This window comes from Caballeronia sp. KNU42, from assembly GCF_053760385.1.
Map to the genome: position 1 here is coordinate 1,156,442 of NZ_CM132389.1, position 17,296 is coordinate 1,173,737.

The 17,296-nt window shown below is 60.2% G+C and carries 18 protein-coding genes; 9 read left to right on the forward strand and 9 right to left on the reverse strand.

The features are described 5' to 3' along the window. The first annotated feature begins 24 nt into the window (after window positions 1–24). From ACSOSP_RS24330 to ACSOSP_RS24340, 3 genes are all read left to right on the forward strand, one after another. Window positions 25–807, forward strand: a complete 783-nt coding sequence (locus ACSOSP_RS24330; RefSeq protein WP_455313458.1) for an enoyl-CoA hydratase/isomerase family protein — start codon at window positions 25–27, stop codon at window positions 805–807. Window position 808: 1 nt separating this feature from the next. Further along, window positions 809–2,038, forward strand: coding sequence for a CaiB/BaiF CoA transferase family protein (locus tag ACSOSP_RS24335; protein ID WP_455313459.1), 1,230 nt, complete (start codon window positions 809–811; stop codon window positions 2,036–2,038). A gap of 290 nt (window positions 2,039–2,328) precedes the next feature. Next, the gene (locus ACSOSP_RS24340) at window positions 2,329–3,225 is read left to right on the forward strand and encodes a DMT family transporter (RefSeq protein ID WP_455313460.1); all 897 of its coding nucleotides are present in this window, start codon (window positions 2,329–2,331) and stop codon (window positions 3,223–3,225) included. 39 nt (window positions 3,226–3,264) lie between these two features. Here ACSOSP_RS24340 and ACSOSP_RS24345 read toward each other — a convergent pair whose 3' ends face one another. From ACSOSP_RS24345 to ACSOSP_RS24355, 3 genes are all read right to left on the reverse strand, one after another. Beyond that, window positions 3,265–3,894 carry a LysE family translocator gene (locus ACSOSP_RS24345; RefSeq protein WP_455313461.1) on the reverse strand — a complete coding sequence of 210 codons (630 nt, stop codon included), beginning with the start codon at window positions 3,892–3,894 and terminating at the stop codon, window positions 3,265–3,267. A gap of 118 nt (window positions 3,895–4,012) precedes the next feature. Continuing rightward, a complete protein-coding gene (locus ACSOSP_RS24350) occupies window positions 4,013–4,387 on the reverse strand; it encodes a DUF4406 domain-containing protein (protein ID WP_455313462.1) in 375 nt (124 codons plus the stop codon). Beyond that, complete coding sequence (locus tag ACSOSP_RS24355; protein WP_455313463.1) at window positions 4,384–4,980, reverse strand: NUDIX domain-containing protein; 597 nt, start codon at window positions 4,978–4,980, stop codon at window positions 4,384–4,386. The genes ACSOSP_RS24350 and ACSOSP_RS24355 overlap by 4 nt, the downstream gene beginning before the upstream one ends. 92 nt (window positions 4,981–5,072) lie before the next feature. Between ACSOSP_RS24355 and ACSOSP_RS24360 the strand changes: the two genes are divergently transcribed. Together ACSOSP_RS24360 and ACSOSP_RS24365 are read left to right on the forward strand one after the other, a co-directional pair. After that, window positions 5,073–5,828, forward strand: a complete 756-nt coding sequence (locus ACSOSP_RS24360; RefSeq protein ID WP_455313464.1) for a DeoR/GlpR family DNA-binding transcription regulator — start codon at window positions 5,073–5,075, stop codon at window positions 5,826–5,828. Window positions 5,829–5,916: 88 nt separating this feature from the next. Beyond that, window positions 5,917–7,704 (forward strand): serine hydrolase domain-containing protein, encoded by a 1,788-nt coding sequence (locus tag ACSOSP_RS24365; protein WP_455313465.1) that lies wholly within the window; start codon window positions 5,917–5,919, stop codon window positions 7,702–7,704. A 25-nt stretch (window positions 7,705–7,729) separates the two neighbouring features. Here the strand turns inward: ACSOSP_RS24365 and ACSOSP_RS24370 are convergent, their stop codons facing one another. The 5 genes from ACSOSP_RS24370 to ACSOSP_RS24390 all read right to left on the reverse strand — a co-directional run bounded on the left by ACSOSP_RS24370 (window position 7,730) and on the right by ACSOSP_RS24390 (window position 11,539). Beyond that, window positions 7,730–8,419, reverse strand: coding sequence for a nucleoside 2-deoxyribosyltransferase (locus ACSOSP_RS24370; RefSeq protein WP_455313466.1), 690 nt, complete (start codon window positions 8,417–8,419; stop codon window positions 7,730–7,732). A gap of 348 nt (window positions 8,420–8,767) precedes the next feature. Further along, complete coding sequence (locus ACSOSP_RS24375; RefSeq protein ID WP_455313467.1) at window positions 8,768–9,319, reverse strand: shikimate kinase; 552 nt, start codon at window positions 9,317–9,319, stop codon at window positions 8,768–8,770. Between the two features lie 176 nt (window positions 9,320–9,495). Next, a complete protein-coding gene (locus ACSOSP_RS24380; RefSeq protein ID WP_455313468.1) occupies window positions 9,496–10,299 on the reverse strand; it encodes an enoyl-CoA hydratase/isomerase family protein in 804 nt (267 codons plus the stop codon). Window positions 10,300–10,342: 43 nt separating this feature from the next. Continuing rightward, window positions 10,343–10,879, reverse strand: a complete 537-nt coding sequence (locus ACSOSP_RS24385) for a hypothetical protein (protein WP_455313469.1) — start codon at window positions 10,877–10,879, stop codon at window positions 10,343–10,345. Between the two features lie 18 nt (window positions 10,880–10,897). Further along, entirely contained in the window at window positions 10,898–11,539 is a 642-nt protein-coding gene (locus tag ACSOSP_RS24390; RefSeq protein ID WP_455313470.1) for an isochorismatase family cysteine hydrolase, read from the reverse strand. A gap of 150 nt (window positions 11,540–11,689) precedes the next feature. On the opposite strand from ACSOSP_RS24390, the gene ACSOSP_RS24395 reads away from it, so the two are divergent. Further along, window positions 11,690–12,301, forward strand: coding sequence for a winged helix-turn-helix transcriptional regulator (locus ACSOSP_RS24395; RefSeq protein WP_455313471.1), 612 nt, complete (start codon window positions 11,690–11,692; stop codon window positions 12,299–12,301). A gap of 460 nt (window positions 12,302–12,761) precedes the next feature. Next, window positions 12,762–13,877 (forward strand): porin, encoded by a 1,116-nt coding sequence (locus tag ACSOSP_RS24400; protein WP_455313472.1) that lies wholly within the window; start codon window positions 12,762–12,764, stop codon window positions 13,875–13,877. A 75-nt stretch (window positions 13,878–13,952) separates the two neighbouring features. Here the strand turns inward: ACSOSP_RS24400 and ACSOSP_RS24405 are convergent, their stop codons facing one another. Beyond that, window positions 13,953–15,275 (reverse strand): MFS transporter, encoded by a 1,323-nt coding sequence (locus ACSOSP_RS24405; RefSeq protein WP_455313473.1) that lies wholly within the window; start codon window positions 15,273–15,275, stop codon window positions 13,953–13,955. Between the two features lie 262 nt (window positions 15,276–15,537). Here ACSOSP_RS24405 and ACSOSP_RS24410 point away from each other — a divergent pair, with 262 nt between their 5' ends. Together ACSOSP_RS24410 and ACSOSP_RS24415 are read left to right on the forward strand one after the other, a co-directional pair. Continuing rightward, window positions 15,538–16,473: a LysR family transcriptional regulator gene (locus ACSOSP_RS24410; protein WP_455313474.1), complete on the forward strand. Its 936-nt coding sequence runs from the start codon at window positions 15,538–15,540 to the stop codon at window positions 16,471–16,473. A 124-nt stretch (window positions 16,474–16,597) separates the two neighbouring features. Further along, window positions 16,598–17,281: a TetR/AcrR family transcriptional regulator gene (locus ACSOSP_RS24415; RefSeq protein WP_455313475.1), complete on the forward strand. Its 684-nt coding sequence runs from the start codon at window positions 16,598–16,600 to the stop codon at window positions 17,279–17,281. Window positions 17,282–17,296 lie beyond the last annotated feature (15 nt).

Below are 17,296 nucleotides of genomic sequence, written 5' to 3' on the forward strand. Positions count from 1 at the left end.
CTGTTTTTTCCCGAAGGAGACGATGTGGCTGAACCATCCATCTTGATTGAACGCGAGGGGTATATCGCGACGGTTGTCATCGACCGGCCCGCGAAGCTCAACGCGATGACGAAACCGCTCTGGCAGTCGCTGGGTGAAACCATCGACGCGCTCTCCGCCGATGACTCCATCCGCTGCATCATCCTGCGCGGCGCCGGCGAGAAAGCCTTCTCGCCGGGCAACGACATAGCCGAGTTCCAGACCGATCGCTCCAATGTCGAACAGGCCCGTGCTTATGGCGCGATCATGCATCGAACGCTTTCGTCGCTGGGTGCATGCAGACATCCGATCGTCGCGATGATTCATGGGATCTGCGTGGGCGGTGGACTCGAGATTGCCGCCATGTGCGACCTGCGCATCTGCGGGGAATCCAGCCGCTTTGGCGTGCCGATCAAGAACCTTGGCCTGGTGATGGCGCATGCGGAACTCGATGCGCTCGTGCAACTCGCGGGTCCTGCCATTGCGCTGGAAATACTGCTGGAAGGGCGCATTTTCGGGGCGCAAGAGGCATTGGCCAAGAGGCTTGTCACGCGAGTCGTAGCCGACGATCAGGTCACCGCCGAAACGCTTGCAACAGCGCAGCGGATTGCAGATGGCGCGCCTCTGGTTGCACGCTGGCACAAGCAGTTCGTGAAGCGTGCAATGAACCCGGCGCCGCTCACATCCGAGGAGCGTGACGAAGGTTTCGCGTGCTTTGGCACGGAAGACTTTCGCAGCGGCTATCAAGCCTTCCTCGACAAGGTCAAACCCGAATTCAAGGGGCGTTGAAATGCTCGAAACAGAAGCAGGAGGCAAGGGCCCGCTTGCCGGGATGCGCGTCATCGAACTGGCTCACATCATGTCCGGGCCCATCTGCGGGATGATGCTCGCCGACATGGGCGCCGATGTCATCAAGGTCGAAAAGATCCCCGGCGGCGACGACTGCCGCCGCTTCGCTCCCATCCTGGAAGGCGGGGAGTCGGCGTCGTTCATGATCGTGAACCGCAATAAACGTGGCGTCGCGATCAATCTCAAGACCGACGGTGGACGTGAGGTGCTGCGCAAGATGCTCGCCACCGCCGACGTAGTTACGGAGAACTATCGACGCGGCACGATGGAAAAACTCGGCATGGGGTATGACGCGCTCAAGGCGGAGAATCCCGGCCTGATCTATTGCGCGATCTCGGGTTTCGGCCGCAGCGGACCCATGGCCGACAAGGGCGGTTTCGACCTGATCGCGCAAGGCATGAGCGGTCTCATGAGCATGACCGGCGAACCCGGTCAGGCGCCGATCAAGGCTGGCTCGCCGGTCACCGATATCAACGCGGGCATTCTCGCCGCGCTCGGCATCTGCGCGGCTTATGCGGGCAAGCAAAAGACCGGGCTGGGCCAGATGGTGGATACATCGCTCTTCGAAGCGGGTTTGCAGCAGATGTACTGGGCCTTCGCCAACTACTTCGCTGACGGCACGGTGCTGCCCAAGGCCGGCTCGGCCAATCCGACCAGCGCGCCGTATCAGGCGTTCCGGACTCGCGACGGCTGGGTGAACATCGGCGCGGCGAATCAGAGCAACTACGAGCGGCTGGTCGGCGCGCTGGAGATTCCGGGGCTTGAAGAGGACGAGCGTTTCAGGACTAACGCCGGGCGGTTGAAGCACCGCGGCGCACTGGTGGACATCCTGACAGCCCGGCTTGTCGAGCGAACGACAAACGAATGGCTTGCCACATTCGATGCAATCGGCCTGCCGTCGGGGCCAGTGCTGGGTGTACCCGAAGCGTCGGCGCATGAACAAGCGCTGGCGCGCGGAATGATTGTCGAGACGACGCATCCGCTAGCGGGGCGCATGCGTGGTATCGGCTTGCCGATTCATTTCTCCGATGGTCTGCCGCAATCGCCCGTGCCCGCGCCGCTGCTGGGTCAACACACGGCGGAAGTGCTGCGAGAATACGGCTTCTCCGATGAACGTATTCACGCGCTCAAAGAGGAAGGCGCCGTTATAGCGTGCGATGCAGCGGCTTGAGTCAACGCTTGGTCCGCACATCACCAAAGACGCTTAAGCACATTCCCGCTAAAGAGGAATGTCTTAAGCCGCCAGCAAGATGATTTAATCCGTCATCGCGTGAAAATGCCTTGTCGCATTTGATCAAGAGCGTGAGCAAAAGCGTGGCCTGATACCCGGTCATCCGGTGATAAGCTACGCGATGTCCAGACAAGCTGGTTCTCTTATCGGCCTTGGCAAGGCCGCGACCGCCTGCTCTATCCCAGGACGCTTGCGCGAGCACCCCGCGCTACCTCCGATCGTGAATCACTATGCCTGCAACCATTGTCCAAAGCAGAGCGGTGCCGCTGCGCAGCATCGCGCAAATCCTCGCCGCCATGTTTTGCTTTGCAGTGGTCGATGCACTAGCGAAGTCGGTCAGCCTGAAATACCCCGCTAACGAGATCACGTTCTTTCGAATGATCTTTGGCCTGTTGCCCGCCTTTGCGATGTGCTTGCAAGGCAAACCGCTAAGCGAGCGCTTGAGGACTCTGGACTTTCCGGCGCAGACGCTACGCGCGGTTACCTTGCTTTGCGCGCTCGGGCTGTTTTTCGCGGGCTTGCCTTACGTGCCGTTGAGCGAAGCGGTTGCCATCGTCTACTCAGAGACCATCTTCGTGATCGTGCTGGCGCCTTTGCTTCTCAAGGAAACGCTAAGACGTCGTGACGCCGGGGCGGCCGCGATCGGTTTCATCGGCGTGCTTTTAGTCGTGCGTCCAAGCAGCGACCAGACGAGTTGGCTCGGTCCCGTGCTTCTTTTAGCGAGTGCGATTTTCGGAGCGTTGTCGATCCTGCAAATCAAGCGTATCCGTGCATCGAATGATTCGAGTGTCACGGTGCTTTACTTCACCATGATCGGTGCGCTCGTCAGCGGGCTTTCGCTTGTGTTCGCGTGGCAAACGCCGACGCTGGATTTCCTCGCCGTCATGGCCTTGCTCGGTGTCCTGGCCGGCACCGGGCAACTGCTGCTGACCATGGCGTTTCGACAAGCCGATGCCAGCGCACTCGCGCCGTATAACTACACGAGCATCGTCTGGGCATCGATCTTTGGGTTCGTGGTCTGGGGCGAGACGGTCGGTTTGCTGTCGCTGCTGGGCATCCTGCTGATTGTCGGCAGTTCAATCCTGGTGGCGATCAGGAGCAAGCAATCCGACGGTCCGCTGGTTTAATCAAGGTTGTCTCATTCAATCGATATCATTCAATCGATATCATTCAATCGACAACCTCAACGCAAACGCCAGCAAGGCGACCGAGAACGTCCAGCGCTGCACGACTTGAGCGCGCGGATGACTGCGCAGCCAGCGCGACAGCCGCACGGCGGAAACTGCCAGCGTTGTGTCGAACACCGCGCCTATGACGACCAGCACCACGCCCAGCTCAAGAACTTGCGACCAGATCGCGCCCGCTTCCGGATGCACGAATTGCGGCAGCAGGACCGAACAAAACAGCAGCGCCTTCGGATTCAGCAGACTGCTGAGCACGCCCTTCGACAAGGCGGCGCGCAACGGCGGACGCGTCTTCGATGTCATGGCGTTGTCGTCGAGACCGAATGCCGGCGAGCGGAAAATCTGGATCGCCACGTAGGCGAGATACAGCGCGCCCGCAATACGTACGCCGTCATAGAGCCACGGCGCGTTGCGCAGCAGCGCCGCGACGCCAAGGGCCGACAACGTGACGTGCAGAGTGCGCGCCATCGCCAGACCGGCAGCGGTCGAGAGCCCGTGCTTCAGGCCATGCGATGAACTGGTCTGCAGGATGAGCGCCATGTCCGGGCCGGGAAGGGCATAAACGACCGCGAGGGCTCCGATAAAAACAATCAGCAATTGCAGCGAGACCATGATCAACCTCCATTTCGAAGGTTTGATAATGCTGCCAATCGATGAGCGTTTTCTGGCGTTGTTGCGTCTGTTTTGAAGCTTGCTTAGGGGAAAGCGCCAAACATCTTGGCTTGCTCTTTCAGACCGTCGTCGGCACCTGTGGAATCTCGCCCAGACTTCTATAAACAGGCAAGCCGAGTTCTTCGGCGAGTCGGACATCGCCATCGGCGCCTTGGGACGCGCCATCGATCCGATACACCGCATCGCATTGCCGTATCAAGCGATTCGCGACGGGGTACAAGAACGTCTCGCTAATCGGATCGCCCACCGCTGTGGAGCCTGCTGCAGCCGCTAACGGAAGCGCGACCCACTCGCCGATCATCGGCATATGTCCGAGCCGGTAGACCTGCAACGCAGCCTCCTCCAGCCGACGAAGATTGCCGGCAATCAACTCGGCATTCCCGTTGGCGCCGCTGCGGTACGGTCCCGCGATGAGTATGAGTTGAGGTCTCACGACACACTCCTTTCAAGCACAGGGTTCAAAGCAACGAACTGCAGCAGCATGATGGTTTTCGCATCGACGATCTCGCCGCGGTGCACGGCATTCAGCGCATCGTCCAGCGTCAATTCGATCACTTCAAGATCCTCGCCCTCCGCCTCCACGCCGCCGCCGTGTCCTACGCGCGTCGACGCGTCATATTCGGCGATGAAGAAATGCAGCTTCTCCGTGACCGAACCGGGGCTCATATACGCTTCAAAAACCTTCCGCACGTTATCCACCCGATACCCCGTTTCCTCTTCCGCTTCGGCGCGGATCCGCTCTTCCGGCGTTGCGTTGTCGAGCAGTCCGGCGGCTGCCTCGATCATCATGCCGTCGTGGCCGTTGACGAACGCGGGCAGCCTGAACTGCCGGGTCAGCACGACGGTCCGCCGGTCGCGGTTGAACAGGAGGATCGTCGCTCCGTTGCCCCGGTCGTAGGTCTCGCGGCTTTGACGCTGCCACACGCCGTCGCGACGCAGGAAATCGAACGTCGTCTTCTTCAGCACGTACCAGTCGTTGGACAGCACAGTCGTGTCGATAATGCGAATCCGGTCTTTTGTAGCCATAGGCACCATCTCGTCCGCTCCATATCGCGCAAAAGGAGTAGTCATGGTATCGTGCAGATTCGTGCAATATCAAGATATTTCGTGCAAACGCCATGCTGACCTCTCAACGCAAGAAAGCGATCCTCAAGACTCTGGCGCGCGACGGGCAAGTGCTCGCCAAGCAACTGAGCGAGACGTTCGGCGTGTCCGAAGACACGGTGCGGCGCGACCTGCGCGAGTTAGCGGGCGAGGGATTACTGCAGCGCGTTCACGGCGGCGCGCTGCCCGCTTCTACGGCCGTGGCGCCGTTCGCCGAGCGGCGCGACCTGGAGTCGACGGCCAAGCGCGCGATTGCTGCAGCGGCGGCGGCCATGATCGAAACCGGACAGGTGGTGATCATCGACGGCGGCACGACATCGGCCGAGCTAGTCCGCCAGATCCCGCACGATTTATCGGCTACGGTGGTGACGCATAGTCCTAGCGTTGCGGTCGGTTTGGTCGATCATCCGTTGATCGAGGTGATTGTCATCGGCGGCCGGCTTTTCAAGCATTCGATCGTGACGGTCGGCGCCGCCGCCGTTGAAGCGATGTCGCATATCCAGGCCGATATCTATTTCATGGGCGTGACCGGCGTGCATCCGACCGCGGGCTTGAGCACCGGCAATTTCGAGGAAGCGTTTGTGAAGCGGGCGCTTGCCGCTCGCGCAGCGGAAACGGTTGTGCTGGCTTCGTCCGATAAGATCAATGCCGCGTCGCAGTATGTGATCGGCGACATCACGCTGGCTCAGACGATCATCGTCGAGCGGGAAACTGAGCTTGCGCTGACCAGGCCGCTGGAGGACGCAGGCATGACGATAGTGCGGGCTTGATAGCGCAAACTGGAATGACACAAACTGGAATGACACAAGCGCGCTCACTCCTGAACCGACTTCACGGGGTCGTCGCATGAGATGCTGTTTGTTACGACTCGCACGGAAGATCGGTGTGCTCGCCCTTATCGTTCTCACTCAATCCATTGCCATGGCACAGCAACCAGCGAATTTAAGCGGCGAGTACGCAGGCGACGTCGCTGGGCTTCTCATCAAACTGCATTTGACGGAGAGTCCGGACGGAACGCTTGGCGGGACGGTGGATAGTCCGGACCAGGGCGCGGCGGGCATTCCTTGTGCCGACTTTCATCGCGACGGCGACTCGCTAAGCTTCACGATGCCGTCAATACATGGCGCCTGGAACGGCAAGATTGAAAGCAACGGCTTGACGCTTTCCGGTATCTGGAATCAGGGCACGCCAACGCTAGTCGTTTTTGCGCGCGATACCTTTGTCGCTGCGAAGAATCCATCCCCCATCGATGGATACTGGTTAGGCTCGCTGGGAATCGAGCCTAACCGTTTACGTATTCAGATCACTACCAGGAGCGATCAAGACGGGCAGGAATTCTGTAGTCTCGACAGCCTCGACCAGCACGCAACGGGTCTGCCGTGCACGAACGTCGCGTTTGACGGGCACACCTTTTCCTTCGATGTGCCGACGGTAGGAGGACGTTGGGCCGGAACGCTTTCGTCGAATGGCAATGCGCTCAAGGGAACGTGGACGCAGGGCGGACCCGTGACGCTCGACTTCGATCGGCAGACGCGGGCGCTCACCGTCACGCCAATAGCTTTCGATGCCGCGATCGCGCCCGTGCCTGTGGCCGAACTCGGACAGGTGCTCGCTCGCGACCTGGCGACGGCGTTGAAGTCCGGCGCTTTGAAGGCGGGGACGGGAGCGGGCGTATCGATTGGGGTGGTGCAGCATGGTGTACAAAAGATGTTCGCGTACGGGGCTGCGCAACCCGACTCCATCTATGAAATAGGGTCGATCACCAAGACTTTTACAGGGCTGATACTTTCGCAAATGGTCTTGCAGGGGAAAGTGCGGTTGGACCAGCCGGTGCGTGAACTGCTGCCCGCCGGCACGGTAGCCAAACCCAGCGGTGATGAGATCGGGCTGGTGGATTTATCGACCCAGCATTCCGGTTTGCCGCGTATGCCCGACAATTTCAATCCGGCGGATAACGCGAATCCTTATGCGGACTACGGGACCGCCGCCTTGTATTCGTACATGTCGAAACACGGCGTGGCTAAGCCCTCTCATGCGCTGTTTCTCTACAGCAACCTGGGAGTCGGACTGTTAGGTCAGGCGCTTGCGAATCGCGCGGGAACGTCTTATGAGGACTTGCTCGAAGAAGAGATCACGCGTCCGCTCGGGATGACTGAGACGGTCGTCACGATGCGGCCGGATCTGCGTGCGCGATTTATCGTTGGGCACGACGCGAACCATCAGCCGGTCTCCGAATGGGACCTGACCGCGCTGGCCGGAGCTGGCGCGATTCGTTCATCGGCCAAAGACATGCTGACTTATCTCGACGCTAACCTGCACCCGGAAAAATACGTGGCGACGCGCAGCCCGGAAAGCCGATCCATGGCGGCGGCGCTCACGCAGGCTCACGAACTGAGGGCGCAGGCGTGGCGGGGTGAGCGCATCGGCCTCGGGTGGCTCTATGATCCAAGCGCCCAGATGTATTGGCACAGTGGCGGAACCGGCGGTTACACGTCCTATGCGATGTTCAACCGCCAGGCGGACTACGCAGTGATCGTACTTTCAAATACTGCCGGTGGATCCAACGGAACGTTTGCGGATTTGCTGGCTTTGCATGTCCGCCAAAGGCTGGAAGGCAAGCCCGCTATATCGCTAAGTGGCCTCTGATAGCCGTGCGGCATGGCGCTAAGAATTAGAACTGCCCGCTTGCGAGCATGGCGTCCAGGCACGCCTGCGGGCCGCCCACGACAATACGGGCGGTGCACGCCAGCATCAGATTCATGTTCAAGCCGAAGTCTTCGACCAGGAAGCCGTTCGCGCAATACGCGGCGGAGTCGTCGGTCGTGACCGATACACGCTCGTGCAGCGATCGGTCGTCATCGACATACGCCCATATCGGCTTGCCAAGCGCCGCGGCGAAACCCACTTCGAACGCGGTTCCGCTGTCCGGCTCGCCGGCTCCGCGAAAGTCGTTCAGGTTGGCGAGGACGACATCGGCGGAACGAATGGCATCCATGTTGGCGCGGCAAATCCACTGCGCCTTGGCGCGCGGCTCGAGTTCGTCGGGAACCTGTCCGTCCAGCGGATAGAGACCGATCATTCCGCGGGCCTGGCAGAGCGCTTTCAGATGCTGACCGTGACTGAGCGCGTCGCGGCGGAAGACGTCGAACCCGGCGAGGTAGACGCGCGGAGTGGCCGCAGCTCGCTCGATGGGCAGAGGGGAAGGTGCGAAATGCCCTTCGCGCACTTTGCGTCGAACCCGGTTCAATTGCTTATGAACCGACGCCACCAGTTTTCCTGTACGCGTCGCAATTTCTTCGACGCTCAAGCCCTGGTCGACCAGTTCGATCAAAGTCAGTTGCTTCTTGGTAGGGCCGCGCATTGCTCTCCTTATAGTCCGCTTTCGGCAGATATTCCCCGACAGGCTTCCAGTAGGGTCCACGCGGGGGCGTAAGTAGAATAGTGAACGCGGGTCAAGTCAAGAACCCCGTCGTGTGCGCCCAAAGCCTAGGATACGACAGTAGCGGGAAAGTCTGCGACCTCGACGCAATCCGCTTTCGCTTGACGCGATTTAGCGGGAGAGCGGGGGTCGATTGGCAAGATTCATTTAGGTCTGAATTTCCTGCCGGCTGACAGTCTGCGAAGCGGGGGGCGCCCGAATCGCCGATGCGTCGAGTGTCAACGTAATTGTGGATGAACTTTAGGGACGTTCAGGGCAATCACGTTTGCATTATGACGCGGGACGTTTGGCGACGCCGGCCATATCGAGTTGCGTCAGGACCATGTTGACCAGCCCTTCGACCGACGGCCGGCCGGTATCGATGACGAAATGCGCGCATTCGCGATACAGCGGATCGCGCACCTCGTAGAGCGCTTCAAGGCGCGCCTTGGGATCGTCGGTCTGCAGCAGCGGGCGATTCTTGTCGCGCCCTATGCGCAGCCACAGGTCGTGCGGATTGGCGCGCAGATAGATGACGAAGCCGCGCTTTTGCAGCGCTTCGCGGTTTTCAGGCCGCAACACGGCGCCGCCGCCCGTCGCCAGCACGATGTTCTCGCGGCCGGTCAGCTCGGTGATCACGTGGGCCTCCCGCTCACGAAAGCCGGCTTCGCCTTCCAGTTCGAAGATCGCGGGGATGCGCGCACCCGAGCGCGCCTCGATTTCATGGTCGGAATCGAAAAAGGGGCGTTGCAGCCGGCGCGCAAGCGGAAGGCCCACGGAGGTCTTGCCTGCTCCCATGAGTCCAACGAAGAATACGTTGGCGTTTGCGTCCCGCGCTTGCATCGGTGTCCTCTGGCTTTTCCGGTAAGGTTCGAGTCGCAGCTTACTGGCAAAGCGACTGCCTTGTCGAGCCTGCGGGTGCCGGGACAGCCAACCCCTGATTTATTTGCACCACTCGGTGTCCCGCGGGATAGCCAAGGCGTCCTCGACTTCGGCCTCCGGTTTCCCCTCCAGATCGCCTACAAATTCCCGATGTGATCGCCGAGGTTCAGTTCGAACTCCCCCGCGGTCCCAATGCCCCGTGCACGCAGCTTGGGCATCCGGTCGATTGCTCCTGGCCATCCGAATGTCGTAAAGAATGTGTCCTGGGTCAGTTGAAGCTGAGCGAGCTCCGGCAAGCCGAACTGGTTGATGGTCTGTTTGGCTGTGCTTAGCGCCTGCTTGTCGAAGGACAGAATACGTCGCACGAACCTGGCGACGAAATCATCAAGCTCCGCCTCCGGTACAGCGCGGTTGATCCAGCCGTAGCGTTCGGCAGTCTCAGCGTCGAAGTCCTCCGCGCCGAGAATGATCTCCATGGCCCTTGAGCGCCCAACCAGGAGTGGCAAGCGCTGCAAGGCGCCACCACCTGGAATGAGACCGGTACCGACCTCGGGTTGACCGAAGATCGCTTTCTCTTTGCTGGCGAAGCGGATGTCGCAAGCCAAGGCGAACTCGCTGCCGCCGCCGCGTGCTCTGCCGCGTATGACAGCGATGCTTAGGACTTTGCTTTGAGCCAGGCGCGTAGCCGCTTCAATCCAGCGTGGTGTGCCAAATCGGCTGCGGGGTTCGGCCGTGCTGTAGTGGGCGATGAAGAAGTCGGGATTCGCGCTCTCGAAAGTGACGACCTTCAGCGACGGCGCAGTCTCAATCTCCTCGACCAGGTCGTAGAACTCATCGTACATTCGATCGTCGATGGCGTTGATCGGCGGATTATCAAGCGTGACGCGCCAATATCCTGGTGTCGTCTTGTCAGTGACGATGGTCGTGCGGACCTTGCTCATGGAGCCTCCATTTTCAAGCGCTTCATTTCTGACAGGCGCCATCTCATCCCCACCGCCTGGCAAGCGCTTTACCCTCGATGTCCTTGGCGAACAGGGGCGTCTCCTCGGCATTGTGCGCGGCTAAAGCCTGCTGCGCGAACTCGCTTGCCTTGGCGAAAGGCACGCCACGCTTTTCCAGCACTTCGAGATAGCCCGGGGCGGATCGGACTTCAACGCTGTTGGTCAACTTCGTCGTGTCCGCATCGATCGCGTCGACGTTGAAAGACCAGATCACGACGATCTTGACGCTGCTGCCAGTGTCCGGACCGATTGAGTCCGACAACGACACGAGACGACACCGGCTTCGCTCTGCGATGTCCTCCACATAGTGCTGCACCATCAGATTGCCAACGCGCTCCACATTGATGGACATACGCTTGCCCTCAGGGGTGAGCGTTGCAGCCGCAGCGATGTGATTCTTCGAACAGGCCTGATATTCGCTATCGGTCAGTGTGAAGACCCATTCGCTCAGATCGATGGACGCCAGCGGCGCATGAATGGTGGCTTCGGCCACCGATTTGGCGATGACTTCATCGGTCATTTATCAATCTCCGGATGGTCAAACTGACAGCTTCGCGACGATCTCGCCGGTCGTGACAATAGCGTTCGCGTAAGCCGGCAAGTTGAACTGCAGCGAGGCGTCCATCTCGGCGTGACCAAAGCTGCCGATGGCGTCTTTCACGAGCGTGACTTCGTAGCCGAGCTCGGCGGCAAAGCGCACGGTGGACTCGATGCACGTGTTCGCGCGCATGCCGATCACGATGACCTTGCGCACGCCGTGCTTCTTGAGCTGGAGGTCGAGATCCGTATTGGCGAATCCGCTTGAGAGCCAATGTTCTTGCGCCACGACCTCGCCGGGACGCGGCTCGAAATCGGGATGAAAGCTTCCACCCCAGGTTCCGTCTGCGAAACTGCGCCCTTTGGCAGCGGCCGCGCCGATAGGCGGTGTCGTCTTCCAATGACTGTGCAGATCACCTTCACGCCAACGATGGTGGGGCGCGATGAAGACCTGCACGTTCGCTGCACGCGCTGCAGCGAGGACCTGCCGCATATGCTCGACGACATTGTTCGCTTCGAGGGTCGTGCGGCTGAGTTCGTAGAGCTTGCCACCCTCCGACAGGAAGTCGTTGTAGGGATCGACGATCAGCAGCCCCGTCAGCTCAGGTTCGTACGTCAGTTCGGAGTTCGACTGGTTTGCCATACCGGATGCCTCTTTGGTTGGATGATCTAGTTGCTACAATATTTGAAGTCACTGGACTTGTAAAGAACATAACGCTGGATCGGCGAACGGTAGCGATCTTGGATTGCAGAGCCGACAGGTTCACAATGCGGGGTTCTTCGAGAGATCAAGATGAAACAACAGACTACTGGCGAGACGCTTTGCCCCCTCGCTCGCGCGGCTGCCATCATTGCGGATCGCTGGACGATCCTGATCCTGCGCGAGCTGAGGATGGGAAATGATCGCTTCGACGGCATTCAGGCGCAGACCGGGATGTCGCCGAACCTGCTTACGCAGCGCCTTAAATCAATGGAGGACAACGGGCTCATCGAGCGTCGGGTCTATCAGGAGCGGCCCAGGCGGCACGCCTACTGCATCACCGACAAGGCGCGCGAGCTTGACGCAATGATGCTGAGCCTTCGCTTGTGGGGAATGCGGCACTGCGGGCTGGACCCGAAGGCTGAAGGCGCTGTGACGATGAAGCATCGTCGAACGGGTGCGGTCATCGGCATCGATTGGCAACCCGAAGAAGCGGATCTGCCGTTTTCCTTTAGCCAGGTCGAGACTCGGGTAAATCCGGCATGGGCTGCCGAGCGTGCCGCTCGCGCGGAAGCCTTTTCGGCAGGACGGCGCATTCAGGTTTCCAACCGCACGCCGCAAACAAAGCGTGCCGAGCACGCGTTGAAAACGAAAGGCGAAAAGCGCGCTCCGCGAAAGCGCGGTTCTGTTCCCGTGAAGGGTTGACCTTTTATGCGGACCCGGTAGCTAGCGGCACGTAGAACCGAGTTTGTCTTTCGTCAACCGCCCAACGAGCAATCCCGAGAAAGAGGACTGAGGCGGCTGTACAACGCTTGCTATCTTCAGATCGCTTGTTGCAGGCTCGCGCCTCGTGACAACGCGTTCGTGTTCATCTCCCCCTGTGAACTTGCAAAAGGGCCGTTGGGCGGCTGGCAGCAGCCTATCCGGCCTTGAAACCTCTGTCGCCCCTCCAGCGCACTCCACATCCATGCAACCAGTGCATTCAGACGATAACAACAATGCACTGGAATTATCATTGGCTTCCCGTCAAATTGAAGACACAAGCATCGTCTTGTAACTCAGCAGGAGGAATCGACAAGCTTTTGCGTGGAGATGCACAAGGCTGTCGATCCGGGCGCAAAGCCACCCATTCGCGGGAAGCGAAACTGAAAAACGGGGAGACACTATGAGGAAGTTGAGCAAGTGGCGTTATGCATTGCTGCCGGTCGCGCTGGCTTGTCAGCAAGCGCATGCGCAATCGAGCGTCACGTTGTATGGCGTTGCGGATGAAAGCGTCCGATACATGACGAACGCCAACAAAGCGGGGGATTCAAGCGTGGCGCTTGGCAATGGCGGCATCACGCAAAGTCGCTGGGGCCTGAAGGGTGTCGAGGATCTGGGCGACGGATGGTCAACCTTCTTCAAGCTCGAAAATCGATTCGACATCAACAACGGGCAAAGCGATCCCACGTTGCCGTATTTCAACGAGGCACAGGTCGGAGTGAGGTCGAGTACATATGGCCAGCTCATTATAGGTCGTCAGTACAACGTGATGATCGAAGGGGTCACGATTGGCGGATACGGCAGCAATCCGTGGGTACCTTACGACTTCAGCTTTCAGCCCGAGGTGACAATGACCGGGGGTATCTGGACGAGCAATCAGGTCCAGTACCAGTTCCATGCTCACGACCTCGTGGTCGCGGCGGGCTATGCGTTCGGTGGTGTCGCGGGTCACATGTCTTATGGCAGCGAGATGGGCCTGGCCGCCGCCTACGCGCCAGCGGGCGGTCCGGTCTCGCTGGGTGGCGCCTATAAGGAATCGAAGGACTCAGTCAACGGCAGCGATTCGAAGTCATGGACCTTCGGGGGATCGTACACATGGGACAAGACGAGGTTCGCGCTGGGGTATATCGTCGACCAGAACGCTGCCGGATTCTCCAATTTCGCTAACGGGCCGTTCACGGCCGCCGCGCTGACGGCGCTCAAGTACACCGACTTTTCGAAGCGTCGGATGATCATGGGCGGCGTTACGCAGACGGTGGGCAACGCGTGGCACTTTGCGGCGAACGTCTGGCGCACGCTGCAGGAGGGAAAGACCCAATCGAAGGACGGGTCGGCGTGGCAGTATCAGCTGGTGGGCGACTACAACTTGTCCAAGCGTACCGACGTCTACCTGGAGACGGATTACTCGCAATACCGGGGAGATTTGATCGGCGCGCAATTGCAGGGTGTCAACGGTGTCGGGCTGGCTCAGAAGGGTACGCAATTGGGCGTGATGGCAGGTCTGCGTCACCAGTTCTAACGATACTGCCTGGCTGGATAAAAAACTGCGGCGCCCGGTTGAATACCGGGCGCCGCAGTTTATTTGAAAGTCTTTTCAAACGGTGCGGGATTGTTGCAAGCGTCTATGCGAGCGTTGCGGATCGAGCAACAGGAATCCTGCAGCGCCCGCCACGATCAACAGCACGCCCGTGGCGGTAAAGCCCAACTCATAGCCTCGATTATTCGCTACCACGCCGAGCACCTTGCCCATCGCCGCAGGGGCAACCAAACCCGCCAACGTTGCAATTGAATTCGTGATCGCGAGCATCGCTCCGCGCTGTGAGCCGGGCGTGACTTCGGCCACCAGCAGCGGGCCGAACGTGAACGCCTGGAGAGCCAGCGCGCTCGCTAGCGCCATCACCGCGACTTTCGCGAGCGGCGGGGCATCGACATAAAGCATGCAGTAGGCTATTCCACTCACGACGAATGCGCCGCTGACCAGCGCGCCACGCGCCAGCCGCGACGATACCCCGCGTGCGAGCATCCGATGTGACCACATCGCCAGCGCGAGCCCTATCGGAATTTGCGCCGCTACTTGCAGCGCGAAGAGCCAGCCGGCCTCGGTAGCGCTGAACCCGAGCGCGGCCCGAAAATAGCTGGGTACCCAGGTTACCCCGATCGCTATCACCGAATAGGCGACAAGTCCCTGCAGCAGCACGCCGATCACGGTCCGATCGGTGAGGAGGCGCCGATACTTCACACTCGTGCGGATCGGCGCCCAGCCAGCGCGCAGCGCATTCGTGAGCGGTTGCGCGTGATGTGCGTCGCCGCTTTTCCCTACGCTCAACCAAAGAATCGTCCACATGACGCCGACCACGCCCAGCGTCAGAAAGGCCGCGTGCCAGTACCACCGTTGAGCGATAAAGGTAAGCACCGGTCCCGCCAGGATGATGCCCGTCGTGGCGCCTTGCTGGACGATGGTGGTCGGCAGGCTGCGTTCATGATCCTCGAACCAGGTGTACACGACGTGAAGCGCGAGCGGCGATGCCGGCCCTTCTCCGGCGCCGAGCAGGATGCGGCAGCCGAGCAGCACGGCGAAGCTGGTTGGCCACGCAAGCGGCAACTGCGAGACCGCCCACACCATCGCAAGGCCCGCCAACAGCCATTTCACGTTGAGCCGGTCGGCAACCAGCCCGAAGCCGATTCCCGATAACGCGAATAGCAGGAAAAACGCGCTGCCGACGAGTCCGAACTGAGCATGCGTCAGTTGCATGTCCCGCATGAGTGGGAGCGCGACGAGGCCCAGCACGGCCTTGTCGGCGAAATTGATGGCCATGAAAAGAAACAGCGTCGCTACGATCACCCAGCGCCGACGGTTCGCCGTTGCCATGGGTGCAGCGCGCTCCAGCACGAATCCGGAATCTTTTGCTTCAAACATCAAATGCTCCTGGGAAGGCCCTGGCAGTGGGATCGACGAACTGATACTCCGACGCTTTACCACTTGTGATGGCAGCACATGGACAAGCTAGCGTACAAGGCGGGTTTTGGAGCGGTGCGCGATGGTGTGGTTTTCAATAACGTCTCCTCCGCGGTGCGGGTATTGCGCTTGTCGAGGCATTTCCGCCCAAATCTTTGCGTCCATTTGAGGTGGTATAACGCAATAGTTCAAGTGCAATCTCTTTATCGGAACGTTGCAGACAATGCATGAAATCAATTCGCGCCGGCTCTCTCACGTGGTTGCGCTGGCTGAGGAAGGAAGTTTCGCCCGTGCGGCCGGCCGGGTCCATTTGAGCCAGCCCGCGCTGAGCCGAAGCATTCAGGCGCTCGAGGACGAACTCGGCATGAAGCTCTTCGATCGTGCCGCGCGAGGCGTAGCGCTGACCGCTGCCGGCCGCCTGCTGGTCGAGCGCGCGCGGCGCGTTCTGTTCGAAACACGGTGCATGTTCCGTGATGTCGAGTTGCTCAAGGCGCACGAACTCGGTGAGGTGAAGATCGGCCTCGGGCCCTATGCGGCTGTCGTGCTGCTGCCGGACTTGCTCGTCGAGTTTTCACGGCGCTTTCCCAAGATAAAGGTACTGATCGAGTTGAGGGAAGGCGACGAATTGATGCAGAAACTTCGCGAGGAGCGTGTCGATTTCGTCGTGACGGACCGGCGCGTGCCGCCCGTCGCGCCAGACCTGGCGTTGCACCGGTTGCCGCGTCACGAAGGCGGCTGGTTCGCGCGGCCGGATCATCCTTTGCTGGCGCGCGGCGCGGTGGCGCTGTCGGCGTTGCGGGAGTTTCCGCTCGTTTCAGTATCGCTGCCTGGATTTATGAAGGACGCGCTGCATCGTCTGCTCAAGTATCGCGCGCACGAGGAAATTCCGTTGCAGGTCGAGTGCAACGATGTTGCCGTGCTTAAAGACGTCGTGGCGAGAACAGATGCGGTGTTGTTCGCGACGGCCTCGGCGGTCCGGCACGACCTGGCGGCTCAGCGTCTCGCGCGCATTGCGCTCACCCATCCGCCGAAACTGAGCCTTGAGTTCGCACTCGTGTCCCTGGCTGAGCGAACCCATTCGCCGGCGGCCAGCGCGGCGCTGGCGTTGACAGAGCAAGTCATGGACGACGCCAATACGGCTGCACGCGGATTGATGTGAATGGCGGGCAAGATGCAATCGCCAGACATAGGGCTTTCCCTTGGGCGGGTTGACAAAGCACGAGCGTTCACCGAGGATCCGGAATCCCGATTCCGTTTTTATGCAGCAGCGCTTGCAAGACCCCATGACCCGACCCCAGCCACGAAGCCGCGCAGCAATTGAATCCGCCCTCCCGGTACCGCGGCAGGCGCGCAGCCAGATCGGGCTGGAGAAGATGCTGCAGGCCGGCCGCGAGCTGATTGAGGCGAGCGGCAATCTGGACGATCTGTCCATCACGGATATCGTCGAACGATCGGGTACCTCCATTGGCGCGTTTTATCGGCGCTTCGATAGCAAGGACATGTTTTTCGACGTCGTGCTCGACCGCGCAATGGCCGAGGGCCGTGACCGCGTGCGCGACATGGTGGCCAGCGGGCCCGAATGGCGCTCAGGTGACGCGCGAAAAGTCGCGGACGCGATCGTCGAGATGTATGTGCTGTCGTTTCGCCGCAATCGCGGACTGTTCCATGCGTCGCTGTTACGCGTATCGCGACCGAGAGCGACGTGGGACGTTGTCAAGGAAGCGAACCGCGATGTACTCGCGTTGATCGTACCGCCGCTCGTCGCCGCTATTATGAAGGAACGCCATGCGAAAAAAGCGGATGCGGAGTCGATCGAATTCGAGGTACAGGCCGCGCTTCAACTGATCCTCGGGATGCTGGTCAATATCGTTTTGAACGATCCTGGTCCGCTGTCGCTGGCGAGCCGCCGTCTGGCGCCCTGGCTCAAGACACAGTTTTGCCGATGCCTGATTCTGGCCGGTGCCTGATTTTTTCAGTAAAAA

What these genes read in the sequence shown, in the direction of transcription:
- ACSOSP_RS24340 (WP_455313460.1), top strand. Translation starts at nt 2,329, where the DNA reads ATGCCTGCAACCATTGTCCAAAGCAGAGCGGTGCCGCTGCGCAGCATC.
- ACSOSP_RS24345 (WP_455313461.1), bottom strand. Translation starts at nt 3,894, where the DNA reads ATGGTCTCGCTGCAATTGCTGATTGTTTTTATCGGAGCCCTCGCGGTC.
- ACSOSP_RS24415 (WP_455313475.1), top strand. Translation starts at nt 16,598, where the DNA reads ATGACCCGACCCCAGCCACGAAGCCGCGCAGCAATTGAATCCGCCCTC.
- ACSOSP_RS24360 (WP_455313464.1), top strand. Translation starts at nt 5,073, where the DNA reads ATGCTGACCTCTCAACGCAAGAAAGCGATCCTCAAGACTCTGGCGCGC.
- ACSOSP_RS24395 (WP_455313471.1), top strand. Translation starts at nt 11,690, where the DNA reads ATGAAACAACAGACTACTGGCGAGACGCTTTGCCCCCTCGCTCGCGCG.
- ACSOSP_RS24335 (WP_455313459.1), top strand. Translation starts at nt 809, where the DNA reads ATGCTCGAAACAGAAGCAGGAGGCAAGGGCCCGCTTGCCGGGATGCGC.
- ACSOSP_RS24355 (WP_455313463.1), bottom strand. Translation starts at nt 4,980, where the DNA reads ATGGCTACAAAAGACCGGATTCGCATTATCGACACGACTGTGCTGTCC.
- ACSOSP_RS24400 (WP_455313472.1), top strand. Translation starts at nt 12,762, where the DNA reads ATGAGGAAGTTGAGCAAGTGGCGTTATGCATTGCTGCCGGTCGCGCTG.
- ACSOSP_RS24370 (WP_455313466.1), bottom strand. Translation starts at nt 8,419, where the DNA reads ATGCGCGGCCCTACCAAGAAGCAACTGACTTTGATCGAACTGGTCGAC.
- ACSOSP_RS24405 (WP_455313473.1), bottom strand. Translation starts at nt 15,275, where the DNA reads ATGTTTGAAGCAAAAGATTCCGGATTCGTGCTGGAGCGCGCTGCACCC.
- ACSOSP_RS24390 (WP_455313470.1), bottom strand. Translation starts at nt 11,539, where the DNA reads ATGGCAAACCAGTCGAACTCCGAACTGACGTACGAACCTGAGCTGACG.
- ACSOSP_RS24410 (WP_455313474.1), top strand. Translation starts at nt 15,538, where the DNA reads ATGCATGAAATCAATTCGCGCCGGCTCTCTCACGTGGTTGCGCTGGCT.
- ACSOSP_RS24375 (WP_455313467.1), bottom strand. Translation starts at nt 9,319, where the DNA reads ATGCAAGCGCGGGACGCAAACGCCAACGTATTCTTCGTTGGACTCATG.
- ACSOSP_RS24385 (WP_455313469.1), bottom strand. Translation starts at nt 10,879, where the DNA reads ATGACCGATGAAGTCATCGCCAAATCGGTGGCCGAAGCCACCATTCAT.
- ACSOSP_RS24380 (WP_455313468.1), bottom strand. Translation starts at nt 10,299, where the DNA reads ATGAGCAAGGTCCGCACGACCATCGTCACTGACAAGACGACACCAGGA.